Below are 19,639 nucleotides of genomic sequence, written 5' to 3' on the forward strand. Positions count from 1 at the left end.
CGCCGAGGCCGAAGAAGACAGGATGGACAGTCGCAAAGTCTTACTGCTGGTGGGGGCCCTGCTGATCGCAGGCGTGACCGCCTTATTCGCGCGGACGATCACGTCCGGTAGCAGCGCGCCGCCCGCCGAGGCCGCCGCCGTCGTCGTCGCCCCGCCCGTGCCGCAAAACGAGGTCCTGGTCGCCACCCGCACCCTGCCGGTCGGCACGATCATCGATCCGACCGCGCTGAAGTTCCAGCCCTGGCCCAAGGACATGCTGGCCGGTGCCTATTATGTGAAGGGCCAGGCCGATCTGGCGAAGCTGACGGGCACGGTGCTGCGCTATGCGATCACCGCCGGGCAGCCGCTGACCCAGGGGGCGGTGGTGCGTCCGGGCGACCGCGGCTTCCTTGCCGCCGCACTGACGCCCGGCATGCGCGCCGTGACGGTGCCCGTCTCCGCCCAGACCGCGGTTGCGGGATTCGTATTTCCCGGCGACCGGATCGACGTCGTCCTGACCCAGGACGTGGCCGGCGGCGGCGATGGCCCGCCGCTGAAGGTGTCGGAAACCATCCTGCGCAACGTCCGCGTGCTGGCAACCGACCAGCGCACCGATTCGCAGGTCGGCGATGACGGCAAGACGCCGGTTCATACCTTCACCACCGTCACCGTAGAGGCGACGCCGAAGATCGCCGAGCAATTGGCCGTGGCGCAGACGCTCGGCACCCTTTCCCTGTCGCTGCGTGCACTGGCGGACCGCCCCGACGAGATGGCGGGCGCCATCACCCAGCCACAGGTCGACCGTGCCTCCTATGTCACCGGCGGCGACATATCGCGCTATCAACGGCGGACCGTGCCCGGTCGTCAGTCGAACGGTGGCCCGGATCAGGGGACCACGGCACCGGGCGGCATGGCGCCGAACGTCGCGGCCGCCGGCGTCGGTCAGGTCGCCATGGCGCAAGGACCCGTCGTGCGGGTCTCGCGCGGCAGTTCCACTAGCGTCGCACCCATTGCGGGGAAGAATTGACGATGTCGATGCGATCCACATTCTCGGGCGCGGCGCGGGGGTCGGCCGTCGCGCTGATGCTCGCCCCGTTGCTCCTCGCGCCAGCCCCGGCGAAAGCGGCCGCCGAACCCGGTGATTCGACCGTCGCGCACGACGGATCGGGCGCGTTGGAGATCAATACCGGCCGCGCGCGCCTGATCACCCTGCCCCGTCCGATGACCGATCTGTTCGTCGCCGACGACAGCATCGCGGACGTTCAGGTGCGTTCGCCGACCCAGCTCTATATCTTCGGCAAGAAGCCGGGCGAGACGAGCATCTCGGCCACGGGGCGTGGAGGCGCGGTCGTCTATGCGACCACGGTTCGGGTCGGCAACAATCTCGATTCGATCGGCCGGATGCTGCGCCTGGCCATGCCGGAGGCGACGATCACCGCAACGCCGATGAACGGGCTGATCCTGCTGACCGGCACCGTCGCCGCCCCCGACGACGCGGCCGAAGCCGAACGGCTCGTCCAGGCCTATGTCGGCAAGGACACCCGGATCATCAGCCGGTTGAAGACCGCGACGCCGTTGCAGGTGAATCTCCAGGTCCGCATTGCCGAGGTGAACCGCAATTTCGTCAAGTCGATCGGCGTCAACCTGCTGAACCGGGACAGCAATGGCAGCGGCTTCGTGTTCGGGCTCGCCACGGGGCGCCCGGGGGCGGGGACGATCACCGACATCACCAATTCCGCCGGGCAGCCGGCGACGCAATATACGTTCAATCGCGGCAGCGGCTCGGGCTCGGTGCTCGGCCTGGGGGGTCGGGTGCTGGGGATGGACCTGCTCGGCGCGATCGATCTGGGCGAGACGCTGGGTCAGGTGTCGACGCTCGCCAATCCCAACCTGACCGCCCTGTCGGGGGAAACCGCGACCTTCCTGGCGGGCGGCGAAATCCCGATCCCGCTGGCGACCGGGCTGGGCGCGGTGTCGGTCGAATATAAGCAATATGGCGTCAGCCTGTCCTATACGCCGACCGTGCTGGCCGATGGCCGCATCTCGCTGCGCGTCCGGCCCGAAGTGTCGCAGATTTCTTCGGTCGGCGCGGTGACGGTCGGCGGGACCTCGATCCCGGCGCTGACCACGCGGCGCGCCGAAACCACGCTGGAACTGGGTTCGGGCCAGAGCATGATGATCGGCGGGCTGCTGTCCAACTCGCGCGACAACTCGATCGAGAAGACGCCGTGGCTGGGCGACCTGCCGCTGATCGGCTCGCTGTTCCGATCCAACGCGTTCAAGCGGAGCGAGACCGAGCTGGTGATCATCATCACCCCCTATCTGGTCAAGCCGGTCAACTCTCCGTCGGACATCGCGCTGCCCAATGACGGGCAGCGCGCGCCCAATGATGCCGAACGCATCCTGCTGGGCCAGATGGGCGCCACCACGAGCCAGCCGCGTCCGGTTCCGACCATGGCCGCCCCCATGCAAGGCCGCCCGAGCGCAGGGGCCGCCGCAGCCGTGCCGGTCGCTCCGCCGAAACCCGCATCCCCCTCCGCTGTCCGCAAGGGCGCGCCAACTCCCGGCTTCTCCGAATGACCGCTCGTCCAAGGATGTCTCGCCCCATGCGTCGCTCCTCGCCAATCCTGATGCCGCTGGGCCTGATGCTGTTCACAGGCGGGTGCATGGGCACCGGCCAGCCGCAGATCGAAAGCCGCCACCAGCCCGTCGTGTCGCAGACCAGCTATGCGCTGGACCTCGCCACATCCGGCGGGCGGCTGGCGGCGGACGAGGATCGGCGGCTGGATGGCTGGGCGCATAATCTGCGGCTGGGCTATGGCGACCGCGTGACGCTCGAGGATCCGGCGGGCGAGGCCCCCGGCGCCTATCGCGAAGTGGCGGACGTCATCGGCCATTATGGCCTGTTGATCGCGCCGGCCTCCGGCATCGCGCGCAGCCCTGTGGCACCTGCGACCATCCGCGTCGTCGTGACGCGGGCCCAGGCCTCGGTCCCCGGATGCCCGGATGCAAGCAGCGATGCCGCCCCCGCCGACTGGTCCGGGCAGACCGCATCCAATCATGGCTGTGCGATCAATCGCAATCTGGCGGCGATGGTCGCCAACCCCAATGATCTGGTCCGCGGGGTCGAAGGCCCGACCACGACCGATCCGGCGATGGGCAGCCGCGCGGTCAACGCCCTGCGCGCCGCCCCACCGACCGGCAATGGTGGCACCTCCCTGCGCAGCGCCAATTCCTCGGGCGGCGGTGGCATGGCTTCGGGCGGCGGGGTGTCACAATGAACGCTCCCTGGACCCCGCATGTCATGACCCAGCGCGATCCGATCCAGGCCTATGTCTGCGACGACTGGACCGCCGAGGCGGTCCGGCCGATCCTCATCGAACAGGGATGGTCGCCCGACAAGGTGTTGAAGGGCGGACTTCGCGGCGCGATCCAGGCCCTGTCGGTCAGCACCAGCCCGCAAATCCTGCTGGTCGATCTCAGCGACACGCCCGATCCCACCAACGAGATCAACAATCTGGCGGAGGTGTGCGAGCCGGGCACGATCGTGATCGCGGTCGGCCAGGTCAACGACGTTCGCCTCTACCGCATGCTGATGGCCAGCGGGCTTCACGATTATCTGCTCAAGCCGATCAACGCCGACATGCTGCGCGACGCCATCGGCCAGGCCAGGACGATCCTTCACGCCCCGCGCGCGATGGATACGGTCCCCGAAAAGGCACCGTGCAACGTCGCGGTGGTGGGCGTTCGCGGCGGCGTGGGGACATCGACGATCGCGACCTCGCTGGGGTGGCTGATGGCGGAGCGGTTAGATCGGACGACCGCCATTCTCGACCTCGACGTGCATTTCGGCACCGCCGCACTCGCGCTCGATCTGGAGCCGGGACGCGGGCTGGTCGATGCGATCGACAATCCGGGGCGGATCGACGGGCTGTTCCTGGAACGCGCGATGGTCAAGGCGACGTCGAAGCTCGCCATCCTGTCCGCCGAGGCCCCGATCAGCGCGCCGATCGTCAATGACGGTCTCGCCTTTGCGCAATTGCAGGACGAGATGCGGATCAATTTCGAGATGACGATCGTCGATCTGCCCCGCAACCTGCTGATCCAGCAACCCATGCTGGTCACGAGCGCGCAGACCCTGGTGCTGGTGACCGAATTCACCCTGGCCGCCGCGCGCGACACGATCCGCATCCTCTCCTGGCTCAAGACCCATGCGCCGCAGACCCATGTGCTGACCGTCGCCAACCGGGTCATGCCCACCGGCCAGACCGAGATCGCGCAGAGCGATTTCGAAGGGTCGATCGAACGCCCGCTCGACGTGCTGATCCCCTATGACCAGAAGCTGGTGGTGCAGGCCGCCAAGGTCGGCAAGCCGATCGCCGAAATGGGCCGCAATTCGCGCACCATCGCGCCACTGGTCGAACTGGCGCAACGCATCTGCGCCTCCTCCGAAGGACCGGACCCGTCGGCGTCTGGCAAGCGCGGCCTGCTCGATCGGTTCGACCTGAAGTCGCTCCTCGCCAAGCGGACGCGGGCGAACTGACGCCATGAGCATGACGGCGACCCTGATCCTGGCCGTTGGCGTTTTCCTGACGCTGCTCCTGGCGATGGCGGCCTTCTCCACCCCCGGGACGTCACGCGGACAATCGCGGCGGCTTGCGGGATTGCGGGACCGGGTTGCGCTGGACCTCAACCAGCCGGTTCAGGCCACCGCCGCCGCCTCGTCGCGCGGCATCGCGCTGGCGGGGGACACGCGGATGGACAAGGCGTTCGGTCGCCTGCTGCCCAACCCCGCACAATTGGGGCAAAGGCTGGACCGGACCGGCCGCGACTGGACCGTCGGGCAATATGGCATGGCCAGCGCGGGGCTTGCGCTCGGCATCATGATCCTTCTCATGATGCTGGGCCTGTCGCTGTTCCTCGCGCTGCTGGCCGGATTGTTGCTCGGGCTTTGGCTGCCCCATATGGTGGTCGGTCGCCTGATCACGCGCCGTGTCGGCAAGTTCACCACCCGCTTTCCCGATGCCATCGAATTGCTCGTACGTGGCCTGCGCTCGGGTCTGCCCATCGCCGAGACCATGACGGTCGTCGCGCATGAGATACCCGGCCCGGTGGGCGAGGAATTCCGCGCCGTCGCCGACCGGATGCGCATCGGCCGGACGATGGACGCCGCGCTTCAGGAAACCGCCGACCGGCTGGACATTCCCGAGTTCCAGTTTTTCGTCATCGCCATCGCCATTCAGCGCGAGACCGGTGGCAATCTGGCCGAAACCTTGTCCAACTTGGCCGAAGTGCTGCGCAAGCGGGCGCAGATGAAGCTGAAGATCAAGGCGATGTCGTCCGAGCCCAAGGCGTCGGCCTATATCATCGGCTCGCTGCCCTTTTTCGTGTTCGGGATCATCTGGACGATCAACCAGTCTTATATGGCGCGCTTCTTCACCGATCCGCGACTGATGCTGATCGGTGTGCTGGGTTTCGTCTGGCTGGGGCTGGGCGCCTTCATCATGTCCCGCATGATCAGTTTCGAGATTTGAATGACCGCTTCCGCCAACAGCATCCTGGGATTGGAACCCTCGGCCGCCGCCACCCTGTTATGGGGCGTATGCATCTTCGCCCTGCTCGTCGTCGCCTATCTGCTGATCGGCACGCGCGATCCGATGACGCGGCGGGTGCGGGTGCTCAACGAACGGCGCGAACAGCTCAAGGCCGGGATCGCTGCGCCCGCCAAGCGCCGATCGCAATGGGTCGACCGCGCCGACATGCTGGAACGGATGCGCCTGATCCTCAGCGCGCTGAAGATGCTGCAGGACGAACAGGTCAAGGCGGTCCAGTTGCGTCTGCTCCAGGCGGGCCTGCGGTCGAAGGAACTGGCGGTGGCGGTGATCTTCGGCCGGCTGGCGCTGCCCATCCTGCTGGGCGGCAGCATGGCCTTGTGGGTCTATGGCACCGACAGCTTTTCGGATTGGAGCGGCCTGAGCTGCTATATGCTGGTCGCTGGGACACTGGTCCTGTCCTACAAGGCGCCCGACCTCGCGCTCAAGAACCGGATCGACAAGCGCACCGCCGCGATTCGCAAGGGACTGCCCGACGCACTCGACCTGATGGTGATCTGTGCCGAGGCCGGGTTGACCGTCGACGCCGCCTTTGCCCGCGTCGCCCGCGAATTGCGCCGCGCCTATCCCGAACTGGGCGACGAGTTCCAGCTGACTTCTGTCGAACTGAGCTTTCTGACCGATCGGCGGCAGGCGCTGGAAAACCTGTCGATGCGGGTCAATCTCGACGCATTGCGCAGCGTCGTCACGACCATGATCCAGACTGAGAAATACGGCACCCCGCTCGCCAGCGCGCTGCGCGTCCTGTCGGCGGAGTTCCGCAACGAACGGATGATGCGCGCCGAGGAAAAGGCCGCGCGTCTGCCCGCCATCATGACGGTGCCGTTGATCCTCTTCATCCTGCCGACCCTGTTCGTCGTGATCCTGGGCCCCGCTGCCTGTTCGATCAAGGATACGCTCCTGTCGGGGCAATGACGCCCCCGACCTTGCGCTGCCGGTCCCTGCGCAACCAGCCGCCGCGCAACCAGCATCGCCTCCAGTCGTTGACCGGTCGTAACAGACAGGGATCGATGCGATGTTGTTCACTTCGACCACGCAATTCGCCGTGCTGGGGCTGGTCCTCATCGCCGGATGGCTTTTCGGGCTGGCGAGCCATCCCGGCGGGCGCAAATGGCGGACGCGCTACGCCACGGAGCGTGACGCCCATGCGGCGCAGGTGAAGGATACCGAAACCAAGCTGTCCGCCGCGCAGTCGCGGATCGCGGAACTGGAGCGCGAAAATCACCGGCTCGCCAGCGCGCAGCCGGTGGCGGCGGCTCCGGTCGCCACCGCTCCGGTGGTGGATCGGGCAGCATCCGGCTCGACCTATCGCCCGGTGGCGGCAAGCGCAGCGCGCCCGGCCTATCCGGCTGGCGAGCGTCGCGGCTGGTTCGATTTCGGGAACCGGGTGACGACCCACGGGTGAGCCCGCCACGTCGTCTCAGAGCAGGCTGGGGCGGAGAGTAAGGAAGGTCGGAACCGCCTTCGGGCAAGCGGTTCCGACCTACTCTCTTAATTTGCCTTCAGCGCCGCCTGCGCCGCCGCCAGCCGAGCGATCGGCACGCGGTACGGGCTGGCCGAGACATAATCCAACCCGACCTGCTCGCAGAAGGCGATCGATGCCGGGTCGCCGCCATGCTCGCCGCAAATGCCCAGCTTGATGCCGGGGCGCGTCGCCCGGCCCCGCTCGGCGGCCAGGCTGACCAGTTCGCCGACGCCCTCGACATCCAGGCTGACGAACGGGTCCTTGGCGTAGATGCCCTTCTCGACATAGGCGCTCAGGAAGCGCGCGGCATCGTCGCGGCTGACACCCAGCGTGGTCTGGGTCAGGTCGTTGGTGCCGAAGGAGAAGAACTCGCCCACCTCGGCGATTTCCCCGGCCTTCAGCGCGGCGCGCGGCAGCTCGATCATGGTGCCGACCAGATACTCGACCGTCTTGCCACGCTCAGCAAAGACCGCCTGTGCAGCCTTGTCGATCACCGCCTTCATCAACTCCAGCTCACGCCGGGTGGCGACCAGCGGGATCATGACCTCGGGGATCGGGGCTTCACCCGACTTCTCCGCCACGTCCAGCGCCGCCTCGAAGATGGCGCGTGCTTGGATTTCGTAAATCTCAGGGTACGTCACGCCCAGACGGCAACCGCGATGGCCGAGCATCGGGTTGAACTCGTGCAGTTCGCTCGCCCGGCGCTTCAGCGTGTCCACATCCACGCCCGCCGCCGTCGCGACCTCGGCGAATTCGGCCTCCTGCTGCGGCAGGAATTCGTGCAGCGGCGGGTCGAGCAGCCGCACCGTTACCGGCAGACCCGCCATCACCTCGAAGATTGCGGTGAAGTCGGCGCGCTGTTCGGGCAGCAGCTTGTCGAGCGCGACGCGGCGGCCCTTTTCGTCCGAGGCCAGGATCATCTGGCGCACCGCCGTGATCCGCGCGGCGTCGAAGAACATATGCTCGGTGCGGCACAAGCCGACGCCCTCCGCGCCGAAATCGCGCGCGGTCTGGCAGTCGAGCGGGGTTTCCGCATTGGCGCGGACCTTCAGGCGGCGGACCTGATCGGCCCATTCCATCAGCGTGCCGAAATCGCCCGCCAGCTCGGGCTGGACGGTCGCCACCGCGCCGACCATCACCTCGCCGGTCGAACCGTCGAGCGTCAGGATATCGCCCTCGCGCACCTCGCGGGCACCGACGCGCAACAGCTTGGCCTTGTTGTCGATCGACAGCGAACCCGCGCCCGAGACGCAGGGCCGCCCCATGCCACGCGCCACGACCGCCGCATGGCTGGTCATGCCGCCGCGTGCGGTCAGGATGCCCTTGGCCGCATGCATGCCGTGAATGTCTTCCGGCGAGGTTTCGACGCGGACCAGGATCACCGCCTCGCCCGCCGCCGCCGCGCGCTCGGCGGCATCGGCGTCGAACACCACCTTGCCCGAAGCCGCCCCCGGCGAAGCGGGCAGCCCCTTGGTCAGCACGTCGCGCCGGGCATTGGGGTCCAGCGTCGGGTGGAGCAACTGGTCGAGCGCCGCCGGATCGACCCGCGCGATCGCCTCCTCGCGGGTGATGAGGCCCTCATTCGCCATGTCGACCGCGATCTTCAGCGCCGCCTTGGCGGTACGCTTGCCCGAGCGGGTCTGGAGCATCCAGAGCTTGGCCTGTTCGACGGTGAACTCGATGTCCTGCATGTCACGATAATGGTTTTCCAGCCGGTCGAAGACGGCGGCCAGCTCCGCATACACCACGGGCATCGCCTCTTCCATCGAGGCGGGCTTGGCCTTCGCTTCCTCGCGCGCGGCCCTGGTCAGATATTGCGGCGTGCGGATGCCCGCGACCACATCCTCGCCCTGCGCGTTGATCAGGAATTCGCCATAATAAGCGCGGTCGCCCTTGGACGGATCGCGCGTGAAGGCCACGCCCGTCGCCGAGGTGTCGCCCATATTGCCGAAGACCATCGCCTGCACATTGACGGCGGTGCCCCAATCGGCGGGAATATCGTTCAGGCGGCGATAGACCTTCGCACGCTCCGACTGCCACGATCCGAACACCGCGCCGACCGCGCCCCAAAGCTGGTCGTGCACGTCCTGCGGGAAGGGCTTGCCCCATTGCTCCTCGACCAGGCCCTTATAGGTCGTGACCAGCGCCTTCCAGTCCTCGGCCGACATCTCGGTGTCGAGGGTGAAGCCGTTATCCTCCTTGGCGATCTCCAGCGCTTCCTCGAACGCGCCGTGATCCAGCTCCAGCACGACATCGGCATACATCTGAATGAAGCGGCGATAGCTGTCCCAGGCGAAACGCTCATCGCCCGCCTTCTTCGCCAGCCCCTCGACGGTCGCGTCGTTGAGGCCGAGGTTCAGCACCGTGTCCATCATGCCCGGCATCGACACGCGCGCGCCCGAGCGGACCGAGACGAGCAGCGGGTTTTCGGGGTCGCCGAAGCGCTTCTCGGTCACCGCCTCAATATGCGCGATGCCGTCCGCCACCTCGTCGCGCAGCTCCTGCGGAAACTGCTCGCCATCCTCATAATAGCGGGTGCACATCGCGGTGGAGATGGTGAAGCCCGGTGGCACCGGCAGCCCGATCGAGGCCATCTCGGCCAGGTTCGCGCCCTTGCCGCCAAGCAGGTTCCTGTCCCCCTTACCGCCGTCCGAAACGCCGCCGCCGAAACGGTACACATAGGTCATCGGTTCGATCCTTTACTGGTCGTATCGTCCGACGCCCTGGGGACACAGGCGTCGGTGTTAATAAGGCGATTTTGCCGGAGGGGAAGACAAGAACGTCAGAATTGCTTTCCCGATCCGGCCGTTACCTCATCCCTCGATCCTCGAGAAATCCGCCACCATATGCACCGCGGCCCGGACGCGGGCGAGCAGCGCGAGGCGCGCGATACGCTTGGCCGGATCGGCGTCGTTGACGGTGACATCGTCGAAGAACCGGTCGATCGGCGCGCGAAGCGAGGCGAGCGCGGCCATCGCGGCCTCGAAATCCTCGGCCTTCACCGCTTGCGCAGCCTTGGGCTCGGCCGCGTCGAGCGCGGCGATCAGATCGGCCTCGGCGGGTTCGGGCGTGTAGGTCGGCGCGGTCCAGCGCTGGTCGCCCTCGACGCCTTCCTTCTTCAGAATGTTCGCGGCGCGCTTAAACCCGGCGAGCAGGTTGGTGCCGTCGTCGGTGGTGACGAAGGCCTGCAGCGCACGGACACGGGCGAGCAGGCGGACGAGATCGTCCTCGCCGCCGAGCGCGAACACCGCGTCGATCAGGTCGTGACGGACGCCTGCTTCGCGTTGCTGGACCTTCAGGCGGTCGGCGAAGAAGCCTGCCAATGCCGGCAAGCCCAACAAAACGTTCGTTCGAGTGTACGCGCCCGGCCCCGTGATGCTGGCGGGATCAGCCACATACGGGGTCTTCGACACGAAACCATGTCTAATCAGTTCTTCAGCTTTACATGCAGAACGATACGGCTCATCCAAAACCTGATCGATGATTGGTTTTGCTGATGCAGCCATAACTCTGGCCATCTGCATTCGAAGACCGTTGACTTGGATAAGTCGCAAAATTGCCAATGCTGCTCGACGGATAGCGAATGGATCCTTGGATCCCGTAGGCTGCTCACCTACTGCAAAGAAGGCGACGAGGGTATCCAGCTTATCCGCCAGCGCCACGGCCACCGTTACCGGCGCAGTGGGAACATCATCCCCCTGCCCGACTGGCTTATAGTGATCGCGAATAGCTTCGGCGACACGCGGGTCTTCGCCCTGTGCGGCGGCGTAGTAGCCGCCCATCAGGCCCTGCAATTCGGGGAACTCACCGACCATCCCGGTGACGAGGTCGGCCTTGGCCAGTTCCGCCGCACGGCGCGCGAGTGCCGGGTCGCAGTTTGGCACGATGCCCTCGCTCGCCAGCCATTCGGCCAGCTTGGCCACCCGCTCCACCTTGTCGGCGACGGTGCCGAGCTTCTCGTGGAAAACGATCTTTTCCAGCTTGGGCCACAGATCGTCGAGCTTGGTCTTCAGGTCGGTCTCGTAGAAGAAGCGCGCGTCGGACAGGCGGGCGGCGAGCACCTTGCCATTGCCCTCGACGATCTTCGCGCCGCCATCACTCGCCTCGATATTGGCGGTGCAGACGAAGGCGTTCGCCAGCCTCCCGTCGGCCGAGCGGCAGACGAAATACTTCTGGTTCACCCGCGCGGTCAACTGGATGACTTCCGGCGGCACGTCGAGATAGGCTTCGTCGAAGCGGCCGAGCAGCGGCACCGGCCATTCGGTCAGCCCGGCATTCTCGGCGACCAACCCTTCGTCCTCGACCAGTTCCAATCCGGCCTCGGCGGTTAGCGCCGACGCGCGATCGCGAATGATCGCGGCGCGCTCGTCCTGATCGACCAGCACCTTGGCGGCGCGGAGCTGTTCGACATAGGTGTCCGCGCCGGTCAACACGGTCTCGGCAGGCGCGTGGAAGCGATGACCGCGCGTGACATTGCCGCTGGCGATCCCGGCGATCTCGAACGGCACCACCTCGCCGCCGAACAGCGCGACGATGGCGTGCAGCGGCCGGACCCAACGCATCGACTCGGTCGAGGTCGATTCCGCACCCCAGCGCATCGACTTGGGCCAGGGGAAGGCGCGGACGATCGCGGGGATCGCCTCTGCCAGAACCTCGGCCGTCGCGCGGCCCGGCTTTTCGGTGATCGCGAAGAGCACGCCGTCGCGCTCGATCAGTTGCTCGCGCGTCAGTCCGGTCTTGCGGAGAAAGCCCTCCAGCGCCTGAGGCGGGGCCGACGCACGCGGGCCCTTCACTTCCTCGGACACGGCCTCGGTCGCGGACGGAAGACCCTTGGCGATCAGCGCCAGGCGGCGCGGGCCCGCATAGGTGACGACCTCACCCGCCGACAGACCGGCCTTGGCGAGTTCGGCGGCGAACAGCTTGGCGAGGTTCTCGCGCGCGCCCGCCTGCATTCGGGCGGGGATTTCTTCGGAGCGGAGTTCGAGCAGAAAATCGGTCATCACGCGGCCCAGCCGTTCTTGTCCATCCAGGCGCCGCACGCGCCCTTCGCCAGATCGCGGACGCGGCCCATATAGGCCTGGCGCTCCGCCACCGAGATCACGCCGCGCGCCTGCAGCAAGTTGAAGGTGTGGCTGGCCTTGATCGCCTGTTCATAGGCGGGGATGGGCAGCTTGGCCTCCAGACAGCGTTCGCACTCGGCCGCCGCCTTACGGAAGGCGTCGAACAGCGTCTCGGTGTCGGCCACCTCGAAATTCCAGGTCGACATTTGCTTCTCGTTTTCGAGAAACACGTCGCCGTAGCTCACGCCCGCATCGTTGAAGCGCAGGTCATAGACGTTGTCGACGTCCTGAATGTACATGGCCAGACGCTCGAGCCCATAGGTCAGCTCGCCCGCGACCGGCTTCATGTCGTAACCGCCCATCTGCTGGAAATAGGTGAACTGGGTCACCTCCATCCCGTCGCACCAGACTTCCCAGCCCAGGCCCCAGGCGCCCAGGGTCGGGCTTTCCCAATCGTCCTCGACGAAGCGGATGTCGTGCTTGGCCATGTCCACGCCGATCGCGGCGAGGCTGCCCAGATACAGGTCCTGCAGGTCGGCGGGCGAGGGCTTCAGGATCACCTGATACTGGTAATAATGCTGGAGCCGGTTGGGATTCTCGCCATAGCGGCCATCGGTCGGGCGGCGGCAGGGCTGGACGAAGGCGGCGTTCCACGAATCCGGACCCAGCGCGCGCAGCGTGGTCGCGGGGTGAAAGGTGCCCGCCCCCATCTCCATGTCATAGGGTTGCAGGATCACGCATCCGCGCTCGCTCCAATAATCATGGAGGGTGAGGATCATGCGCTGGAAGGAAAGTGGTCCTTCCGGGGGTCCGTTCCGGGTCAGCATAACGCGGCAGGCTTTGGCTCATGCCCCCTTCGCGGTCAAGGCAAGCCGCCGCGCCCGCTATGCCGCCAGTCAGCCAAGCATGATATTTTGTCAGGTCTTGTTGACATGGTCACGACTCACTGTCACTTTGTCATGGTCACCTGACATTCCGTCATGCACGGGTGACAAAGGGAGGTTGCCATGCAAGAGGAGGTGGACATGAAAAATCGCCTCAAGGTGCTGCGCGCCGAACGCAACTGGAGCCAGGCGGAACTCGCCGGGCGGCTGGACGTGTCGCGGCAGGCCGTCAACGCCATCGAAACGGGGAAATACGACCCCTCGCTGCCGCTCGCCTTTCGCATCGGCCGCCTGTTCGACATGCCCATCGAGGAGATTTTCGATGACGAGCATCATGGTGAGTGAAGCCGCCGGATGGGGCGAGAGCCGCGAGGCCGCGCGTACGACGCGCCGGAAGCGACGGCGAATGCTGCTGGTCGCCGTGGCGATCCTGCTCGTGGTCGGCCTGCCGTTTCTGGAAGGGTTTATCGACGGGTTGTTCCATCTTCCCCGCGTATCCGCGCCACGGCCCCTGGCCCAGATCACAGCGGCCGTCATCCTGATCCTCGGGGGCATCGTGACGTGGCGCAACTGGCGCGAAACCGACGAAATGCAACGGCGGCTGGCAATCGAGACATGGGCCGCGATCGGACTGGCCAACTTCGTCCTGCACCCGGTGCTGACGATCATCGGCGCGCAGATGCATCAGGCGGATTTCGAAGACTCCAGTTGGGGCATCGCGATCCTGATCGGCCTGGCCTTCTATTTCGTCCGGCGGGTGCGGTCATGAGCCGTCGTCTGACCCGCGCAGTCATCGGGAGCGGCATCGCGCTGTCGCTGCTCGGTTGGGGGGCCGGACAGGTGGGCAAGGTCACGCTCGACACGCTTCGTCCCAACATCCGCGCCGCTACCACCGCCGCCCATAGCGCGCGGATGCCCGCTTTTTCCGTCCATCTTTCTATCGAGGTGCGGCCATGACCGATCTATTCCAACGTGACAGCCGTGGTCCCAGCGAGCGCGCCAATCACCGTCTGGTCGCCATCTCGGGCGCCGTCGGCGGCGTCATGGGCTTGTCCATGGCTCTCGTGGCGATCCTTTCCGCCCCGGCGGGAATGAAGCCCAGCACATTGAACATGTGGACGTCGCCATTGCCGCTCTGGTTCGCGATCCTCATGGCACTGATGTGGGGCGTCGTGGTGCCGATCATTTCCTGGCGCTGGCACCGGGTGGTCGATGAGCATGAGAGCCGCGCCTATCGCGACGGCGCGCTGGCGGCCTTCTATGTCGTCGGCCTGGGCGCCCCTGTCTGGTGGTTCCTGTGGCGCGGCGGCGTGCTGCCGCCCCTTCAGGTCGAGTGGGTCTACGGTGCCCTGATGGCCACCTGCGGCATCGTATGGATGTGGCGCAAATACGTCTGATCTTCCGACCCCTTCTCCCATCCGGCCCCTTCCCTTTCCGAAAGCCCGATCCCATGAAGACGATCATGAAAGCCGCCCTCACCTCGCTCGCGCTGATGCTGGCGCTACCCGCCTGCGCGCAGAGCAAGCCCGCCCAGGCCCCCAATGACGCCGATCCCGCGCTCTGGGTGGTCAAGGATGCCGATACGACCATTTATCTGTTCGGCACCATCCATGTGCTGAAGCCCGGCCTGAGCTGGTTCGACGAGGCGGTGAAGACCGCCTTCGACAAGTCCGACCAGCTGATGCTGGAGATGGTGCAGCCCGACCCGGCGACGATGCAGCAGATCGTCCTCAAGAACGGCATCGTCGCCACCGGCCCGACCCTGACCGAGCAGTTGCCCGCCGACAAGCGCGGCGCCTATCTGAAGGCGATGACCGATGCGGGCCTACCACCCCAGGCGTTCGACCGGATGAAGCCTTGGCTGGCGGGCGTCACCCTGTCGCTCGCGCCGATCCAGAAGCTGGGCTATGATCCCAAGAACGGGCCGGAAGCCGTGCTGGCCGATGCGGCCAAAGCGGCGAACAAGCCGGTTGCGGGACTGGAGACCGCCGAGCAGCAGATCGGCTTTTTCAACGGCCTGTCGCAAAAGGCACAGATCGAGTTCCTGACCTCGACGGTCGAAGATCTGCCCAAGGCGGGTGAGGAAATGGCCGAGATGGTCGACGAATGGGCCAAGGGCGATCCTGATGCGCTGGCGCGTACCATGAACGAAAGCCTGAAGGACTCGCCCGAGGTCGCCAAGACGCTGCTGACCGACCGCAACGCGCGCTGGGCGACGTGGATCAAGGAGCGGATGGCCAAGCCCGGCACCATCTTCATCGCGGTCGGCGCGGGCCATCTGGCAGGCAATGACAGCGTCCAGGCGCAGCTCGCCAAACAGGGGATCAAGGCGCAGCGGATCGCCTATTGATCTCCAAAGCCGCCCGCTCCCCCGAACGGGCGGCCCGTTTCGTCGTCAGCTCTTCGTCGTTTCCATGCGGGTGAGATCCAGTATCTCGACACCCATGGGGCCTGTCGCCTGGCGGACCAGCGACCCCGCTGGGGTTTCCATCTTGGCCCGGCGGGTCAACCGCTCGATCCGGTAGACTCCCGGCTGACCCTCGGCCAAGGTGACGGGAGCGTAGCGGCGGCTGGCGATCCACTGGACGTACGGATCGGCCCAGCCCCGACTGCGGGTGCCGCGCAATATCTCGACATCGGTCACGCGCCCATCGGGTCGCACCATATAGCCGACATCCACCCAACGCACCGGCGCACCGCCCGACGACCAGACCCCGCGTTCCGGCTCACCGAAGGTCCGGCGCATCTCGGCGGCGGCCATGTCGGCCGATTGCGGCATGGGCGACGTGGTCAGCAGCATCGGCGGCTCGTTCGACCCGGTGCGTAACGTCGCGACGAGCTGGTCGATCGCCGCATCATCGCCCGTCAGCGCGGCGATCCGAGCGGTCAGGACGGCACGCACGGCCCCCACCACGGGATCGTTCTGGCCGTAGGTCCCGATCGCCGCCAGTTCCCGCTGTGCCTGCCCCGCATCGCGCTCCATCACATAAACGGCGACCCGACGAAGACCGGCGATCGCGGCCAACCGCGTCTCGCCCTGCGCGACATAGCGACGCCGGGCGCTGTCATAGCTGCTCATCGCTTGGCGCCGGTTGCCGCGCTCCAGCCAACTGTCGCCCAGCAGGATCGGCAGGATGCGGGCCTGGGTGTCGTCCGCCGCCAGATTCGTGCGGATGACGCCCGCCTGCCCCACGATATCGGCACGATAGGCGTCCATGTCGCCGAGATGGCGATTGACGGTCGCGCTCGCCTCGTACAATGCCGCCACATGCCGGGGATATTGGTCCGCCGCATGGCGGTTGCGCGCGATCGAGCGGTCCAGCGCCGTGCGCGCCTGGCGATACCGGCCCTGCCCGAATTTCGCCTCCGCCAGGGCCATGGTCAGGCGAACATCGTCCGGCACCGCGCACCCCCTTGTCAGGCAGTTGGACAGGGCCCGCTCGGCCCGCTCGCCGCGCACAACGATATCGGGCGCGGGCGGGACCTCGCCCCCGGATACGGCCTGCGCCAGCATCATCCACAAAGCCCCGACAAACATGGCATGCTCCCCATACCGTGATCGTTATGGGGAGCATGCGGGATGCGCCCCCAAGGCGCAAGCGCCCCCGCCTTGCTTTTCGGCCGCATCCCAGCTATGCGCCGCCGCTTCCGGTCATGGTCATCCCTGGAGGCGTGGTCGGAAGCCTATATCCATTTTGTTTCGGAGTTACTGGAATGAGCGACACCCTTACGCTCGCCGCCGAGACGCGCGATCAGGTTGGCAAGGGAGCCTCCCGTTCGCTGCGTCGTGAAGGCCGCGTCCCCGCCGTGATCTATGGTCAGAACAAGGCCGCCGCGTCGATCCATCTCGAAGAGAAGGCCCTCGTCAAGGCGCTGATGACCGGCCATTTCTTCACCTCGGTCATCATGGTGGACGGCCAGCGCACGCTGGCGAAGGACGTCGCGTTCCATCCGGTTTCGGACCGCCCGCTGCACGTCGACTTCCTGCGCATCGGCGAGCATGAGACCGTCACCGTCGCCGTTCCGGTCGTCTTCACCGACGAAGAAGAGAGCCGTGGCATCAAGCAGGGCGGTGTCCTGAACATCACCCGTCACGAGATCGAGATCGTCGTCGACGCCGCCGACATCCCCGCCGAGATCACCATCTCGCTCAAGGGTCTGGAAGTCGGCGACTCGATCCACATCTCGGACGTGAAGCTGCCCAAGGGTGCGACTCCGGCGATCGACGACCGCGACTTCGCGATCGCGACCATCGTTCCGCCGACGGTCCCGACCGCTGCGGACGACGCCGATGCGGCTGCCGAAGGTTCGGAAGAGGCCTGATCCGGCCTCCCTTTCCCCTTCGGGCAAGCGAACGAAAATCAGGGCAGGCGGCGGTGACGCCCCTGCCCTTTTTCATGTCTGTCGCATTTTCTCACCGCTCGATTGGCACGAGAGGATCGCGGGCTGGCGATGGTGAGCGCCCCATCACTTCCCTTTCCTTTGTTCGATGGGGAGCATGAGAAAGGGGCCGCCGGACCCCAAGATCCGACGGCCCCGCTCATCCCCGCTCGGGGAATAGGTCGGAACGGAGGGGAGGTTCCGATCTGGCTTCAGCCCTGACCCTGGCTCAGAAAGCCGGTCAGTTCGGTCTTGGACACGGTCTTGCTCTTGTCCGTATCGGCCTGGGCAAAGGCGGTGCCGACCCACTTCTTGGTCGCGGGCGCATCGGCCTTGGTCGACGGATCTGTCTGCGACTTCAGCGCGACCATCCACTGGGCGAACTCGGCCTTGCTCAACTGGCCGTTCCCGTCCTTGTCATAGGTCGGGAACTGGGTGTCCACGACCTGCGCGATCTGACTGCCGGTCGCCTGGACCTGCCCCTGTGCCGGAGTCGCCGCGGCCGGATCGGTAACGGGCTGCGTGGCCTGTGCCGGGTCCGTCGTGGTTGCGGTCGCATCCTGTGCGGGTGCCGGTGAGGTTTGACCTGGCGCCGTCATGGTCTGTGCAAGCACCGGAGCGGACGCCATCATCACGGCGCCAAGAATAGCATATTTCATCATCTCGTCTCTCCCTTACTCTGGTCGATCGATGATTACGAAGATTGGAAAAGCATCTTCATCGTTAGAGATACGTTCCCAAACTCCATTTTGCCATATGGGAATGACGTCATCGGATTTGAAGGCTCGGCTCGTCCCTGCTAACGGCACGGCACACCGTGATTCCGAGAGGGAGTGCACGGTAAGCCGTGCCGTTTCCACGACCTGAGGTACCCCGATGATTCCGCGCTATTCCCGTGCCCCCATGACCCGGATCTGGGATCCGCAGACCCGTTTCCGCATCTGGTTCGAGATCGAGGCACATGCCACCGACGCACTGGCCGAACTGGGCGTGGTGCCCAAGGAAGCCGCCGCGCGCATCTGGGAAGCCGACAAGGCGGCGGGCGATTTCGACATCGACCGGATCGATTCGATCGAGGCGGAGACCAAGCACGACGTCATCGCCTTCCTCACCCATGTCGCCGAGCGGACCGGGCCGGAGGCACGCTTCCTGCATCAGGGCATGACCTCGTCCGACGTGCTGGACACCTGCCTGGCGGTTCAGCTGGCGCGCGCGTCCGACATTCTGCTCGAAGACCTCGACGCGCTGCTCGCGGTCATCAAGCGTCGCGCTTACGAGCATAAGCTGACCCCGACCATCGGCCGCAGCCATGGCATCCATGCCGAGCCGGTCACCTTCGGCTTGAAGCTCGCCCAGGCCTATGCCGAATTCGATCGCAACCGTGCCCGTCTGGTTGCAGCGCGCGCCGACATCGCCACCTGCGCGATTTCGGGCGCGGTCGGCACCTTTGCGAACATCGACCCGAGCGTCGAAGCCCATGTCGCCGAGAAGATGGGCCTGACCGTCGAGCCCGTCTCGACCCAGGTCATTCCGCGCGATCGCCATGCGATGTTCTTCGCGACGCTGGGCGTCATCGCCAGCTCGATCGAGCGGCTGGCCACCGAAATCCGTCACCTCCAGCGCACTGAGGTTCTGGAAGCCGAGGAATATTTCTCGCCCGGCCAGAAGGGCTCGTCGGCGATGCCGCACAAGCGCAACCCGGTGCTGACCGAGAATCTGACCGGCTTGGCCCGCATGGTGCGCGGCTATGTCACCCCGGCGCTGGAGAATGTCGCTTTGTGGCATGAGCGCGACATCAGCCATAGCTCGGTCGAGCGTTATATCGGCCCGGACGCGACCATCACCCTCGACTTCGCGCTCGCCCGCCTGACCGGCGTCATCGACAAGCTGGTCGTCTATCCGGCGCGGATGGAGAAGAACCTCAACAAGATGGGTGGCCTGGTCCATTCGCAGCGCGTGCTGCTGGCGCTGACCCAGGCGGGCGTGAGCCGCGAGGACAGCTATCGCCTCGTCCAGCGCAACGCGATGAAGGTGTGGGAGTCCGACGGCGAATTGTCGCTGATGGAGCTGCTCAAGGCCGATGCGGACGTCACGGCGGCGCTGTCGCCCGAGGAGATCGAGGCGCGCTTCGACCTCGATTATCATTACAAGAATGTCGACACGATTTTCGCGCGCGTGTTCGGCGAGGCGTAACGGCTTTGGGGGGGAGTGCGCCATGCCCTCCCCCCTTCGTCATCGCAGAAAGCCCCCAGCCCAGGC

General features: G+C 66.1%; 19 protein-coding genes. 14 read left to right on the forward strand and 5 right to left on the reverse strand.

What is annotated here, in order from left to right; translation table 11 throughout:
• The first annotated feature begins 22 nt into the window (after positions 1-22).
• From cpaB to NZL82_RS07705, 7 genes are all read left to right on the forward strand, one after another.
• Positions 23-1,006, forward strand: a complete 984-nt coding sequence (gene cpaB / locus NZL82_RS07675; RefSeq protein WP_261269186.1) for a Flp pilus assembly protein CpaB — start codon at positions 23-25, stop codon at positions 1,004-1,006.
• A gap of 8 nt (positions 1,007-1,014) precedes the next feature.
• Positions 1,015-2,559, forward strand: a complete 1,545-nt coding sequence (locus NZL82_RS07680; protein WP_261269187.1) for a type II and III secretion system protein family protein — start codon at positions 1,015-1,017, stop codon at positions 2,557-2,559.
• Positions 2,560-2,585: 26 nt separating this feature from the next.
• On the forward strand, positions 2,586-3,260 hold the full coding sequence (locus NZL82_RS07685; protein WP_261269188.1) for a CpaD family pilus assembly protein: 675 nt from the start codon (positions 2,586-2,588) through the stop codon (positions 3,258-3,260).
• Positions 3,257-4,522: a pilus assembly protein CpaE gene (locus NZL82_RS07690; protein WP_261269189.1), complete on the forward strand. Its 1,266-nt coding sequence runs from the start codon at positions 3,257-3,259 to the stop codon at positions 4,520-4,522. The genes NZL82_RS07685 and NZL82_RS07690 overlap by 4 nt, the downstream gene beginning before the upstream one ends.
• 4 nt (positions 4,523-4,526) lie before the next feature.
• Positions 4,527-5,513, forward strand: coding sequence for a type II secretion system F family protein (locus NZL82_RS07695; RefSeq protein WP_261269190.1), 987 nt, complete (start codon positions 4,527-4,529; stop codon positions 5,511-5,513).
• A complete protein-coding gene (locus NZL82_RS07700; protein ID WP_261269191.1) occupies positions 5,514-6,506 on the forward strand; it encodes a type II secretion system F family protein in 993 nt (330 codons plus the stop codon).
• A gap of 100 nt (positions 6,507-6,606) precedes the next feature.
• Positions 6,607-6,996, forward strand: coding sequence for a hypothetical protein (locus NZL82_RS07705; RefSeq protein WP_261269192.1), 390 nt, complete (start codon positions 6,607-6,609; stop codon positions 6,994-6,996).
• A gap of 86 nt (positions 6,997-7,082) precedes the next feature.
• On the opposite strand, the gene ppdK is transcribed toward NZL82_RS07705, so the two are convergent.
• The 3 genes from ppdK to NZL82_RS07720 form a co-directional block, all read right to left on the reverse strand.
• Positions 7,083-9,743 carry a pyruvate, phosphate dikinase gene (gene ppdK / locus NZL82_RS07710; protein WP_261269193.1) on the reverse strand — a complete coding sequence of 887 codons (2,661 nt, stop codon included), beginning with the start codon at positions 9,741-9,743 and terminating at the stop codon, positions 7,083-7,085.
• Positions 9,744-9,869: 126 nt separating this feature from the next.
• Complete coding sequence (gene glyS / locus NZL82_RS07715) at positions 9,870-12,056, reverse strand: glycine--tRNA ligase subunit beta (RefSeq protein WP_261269194.1); 2,187 nt, start codon at positions 12,054-12,056, stop codon at positions 9,870-9,872.
• On the reverse strand, positions 12,056-12,895 hold the full coding sequence (locus NZL82_RS07720; protein ID WP_314732876.1) for a glycine--tRNA ligase subunit alpha: 840 nt from the start codon (positions 12,893-12,895) through the stop codon (positions 12,056-12,058). Before NZL82_RS07720 ends, glyS begins: the two co-directional genes overlap by 1 nt.
• Positions 12,896-13,141: 246 nt before the next feature.
• On the opposite strand from NZL82_RS07720, the gene NZL82_RS07725 reads away from it, so the two are divergent.
• From NZL82_RS07725 to NZL82_RS07745, 5 genes are read left to right on the forward strand one after another with little or no spacing between them, the layout of a single operon-like run.
• Positions 13,142-13,345 (forward strand): helix-turn-helix transcriptional regulator, encoded by a 204-nt coding sequence (locus NZL82_RS07725; RefSeq protein ID WP_261269196.1) that lies wholly within the window; start codon positions 13,142-13,144, stop codon positions 13,343-13,345.
• Positions 13,323-13,769, forward strand: coding sequence for a hypothetical protein (locus NZL82_RS07730; protein WP_261269197.1), 447 nt, complete (start codon positions 13,323-13,325; stop codon positions 13,767-13,769). Before NZL82_RS07725 ends, NZL82_RS07730 begins: the two co-directional genes overlap by 23 nt.
• On the forward strand, positions 13,766-13,957 hold the full coding sequence (locus NZL82_RS07735) for a hypothetical protein (protein WP_261269198.1): 192 nt from the start codon (positions 13,766-13,768) through the stop codon (positions 13,955-13,957). Before NZL82_RS07730 ends, NZL82_RS07735 begins: the two co-directional genes overlap by 4 nt.
• Positions 13,954-14,397, forward strand: a complete 444-nt coding sequence (locus NZL82_RS07740) for a hypothetical protein (protein ID WP_261269199.1) — start codon at positions 13,954-13,956, stop codon at positions 14,395-14,397. The genes NZL82_RS07735 and NZL82_RS07740 overlap by 4 nt, the downstream gene beginning before the upstream one ends.
• Before the next feature lie 53 nt (positions 14,398-14,450).
• Positions 14,451-15,350 carry a TraB/GumN family protein gene (locus tag NZL82_RS07745; RefSeq protein ID WP_405051350.1) on the forward strand — a complete coding sequence of 300 codons (900 nt, stop codon included), beginning with the start codon at positions 14,451-14,453 and terminating at the stop codon, positions 15,348-15,350.
• Between the two features lie 45 nt (positions 15,351-15,395).
• Here NZL82_RS07745 and NZL82_RS07750 read toward each other — a convergent pair whose 3' ends face one another.
• Positions 15,396-16,538: a hypothetical protein gene (locus NZL82_RS07750; protein ID WP_261269201.1), complete on the reverse strand. Its 1,143-nt coding sequence runs from the start codon at positions 16,536-16,538 to the stop codon at positions 15,396-15,398.
• Positions 16,539-16,714: 176 nt separating this feature from the next.
• Here NZL82_RS07750 and NZL82_RS07755 point away from each other — a divergent pair, with 176 nt between their 5' ends.
• On the forward strand, positions 16,715-17,323 hold the full coding sequence (locus NZL82_RS07755) for a 50S ribosomal protein L25/general stress protein Ctc (RefSeq protein WP_261269202.1): 609 nt from the start codon (positions 16,715-16,717) through the stop codon (positions 17,321-17,323).
• 269 nt (positions 17,324-17,592) lie between these two features.
• Here NZL82_RS07755 and NZL82_RS07760 read toward each other — a convergent pair whose 3' ends face one another.
• Complete coding sequence (locus tag NZL82_RS07760) at positions 17,593-17,979, reverse strand: EF-hand domain-containing protein (RefSeq protein WP_261269203.1); 387 nt, start codon at positions 17,977-17,979, stop codon at positions 17,593-17,595.
• A 277-nt stretch (positions 17,980-18,256) separates the two neighbouring features.
• Here NZL82_RS07760 and purB point away from each other — a divergent pair, with 277 nt between their 5' ends.
• Positions 18,257-19,573: an adenylosuccinate lyase gene (purB, locus tag NZL82_RS07765; protein ID WP_261269204.1), complete on the forward strand. Its 1,317-nt coding sequence runs from the start codon at positions 18,257-18,259 to the stop codon at positions 19,571-19,573.
• Positions 19,574-19,639: the final 66 nt, after the last annotated feature.

The sequence above is a fragment of the Sphingomonas sp. LC-1 genome (assembly GCF_025371035.1).
Classification (GTDB): Bacteria; Pseudomonadota; Alphaproteobacteria; order Sphingomonadales; family Sphingomonadaceae; genus Sphingomonas; species Sphingomonas sanguinis_E.

Coding starts and splice junctions, on each gene's coding strand:
- cpaB (WP_261269186.1), top strand. CDS start 23: ATGGACAGTCGCAAAGTCTTACTGCTGGTGGGGGCCCTGCTGATCGCA.
- NZL82_RS07680 (WP_261269187.1), top strand. CDS start 1,015: ATGCGATCCACATTCTCGGGCGCGGCGCGGGGGTCGGCCGTCGCGCTG.
- NZL82_RS07685 (WP_261269188.1), top strand. CDS start 2,586: ATGCGTCGCTCCTCGCCAATCCTGATGCCGCTGGGCCTGATGCTGTTC.
- NZL82_RS07690 (WP_261269189.1), top strand. CDS start 3,257: ATGAACGCTCCCTGGACCCCGCATGTCATGACCCAGCGCGATCCGATC.
- NZL82_RS07695 (WP_261269190.1), top strand. CDS start 4,527: ATGAGCATGACGGCGACCCTGATCCTGGCCGTTGGCGTTTTCCTGACG.
- NZL82_RS07700 (WP_261269191.1), top strand. CDS start 5,514: ATGACCGCTTCCGCCAACAGCATCCTGGGATTGGAACCCTCGGCCGCC.
- NZL82_RS07705 (WP_261269192.1), top strand. CDS start 6,607: ATGTTGTTCACTTCGACCACGCAATTCGCCGTGCTGGGGCTGGTCCTC.
- ppdK (WP_261269193.1), bottom strand. CDS start 9,743: ATGACCTATGTGTACCGTTTCGGCGGCGGCGTTTCGGACGGCGGTAAG.
- glyS (WP_261269194.1), bottom strand. CDS start 12,056: ATGACCGATTTTCTGCTCGAACTCCGCTCCGAAGAAATCCCCGCCCGA.
- NZL82_RS07720 (WP_314732876.1), bottom strand. CDS start 12,895: ATGATCCTCACCCTCCATGATTATTGGAGCGAGCGCGGATGCGTGATC.
- NZL82_RS07725 (WP_261269196.1), top strand. CDS start 13,142: ATGAAAAATCGCCTCAAGGTGCTGCGCGCCGAACGCAACTGGAGCCAG.
- NZL82_RS07730 (WP_261269197.1), top strand. CDS start 13,323: ATGACGAGCATCATGGTGAGTGAAGCCGCCGGATGGGGCGAGAGCCGC.
- NZL82_RS07735 (WP_261269198.1), top strand. CDS start 13,766: ATGAGCCGTCGTCTGACCCGCGCAGTCATCGGGAGCGGCATCGCGCTG.
- NZL82_RS07740 (WP_261269199.1), top strand. CDS start 13,954: ATGACCGATCTATTCCAACGTGACAGCCGTGGTCCCAGCGAGCGCGCC.
- NZL82_RS07745 (WP_405051350.1), top strand. CDS start 14,451: ATGAAGACGATCATGAAAGCCGCCCTCACCTCGCTCGCGCTGATGCTG.
- NZL82_RS07750 (WP_261269201.1), bottom strand. CDS start 16,538: ATGTTTGTCGGGGCTTTGTGGATGATGCTGGCGCAGGCCGTATCCGGG.
- NZL82_RS07755 (WP_261269202.1), top strand. CDS start 16,715: ATGAGCGACACCCTTACGCTCGCCGCCGAGACGCGCGATCAGGTTGGC.
- NZL82_RS07760 (WP_261269203.1), bottom strand. CDS start 17,979: ATGACGGCGCCAGGTCAAACCTCACCGGCACCCGCACAGGATGCGACC.
- purB (WP_261269204.1), top strand. CDS start 18,257: ATGATTCCGCGCTATTCCCGTGCCCCCATGACCCGGATCTGGGATCCG.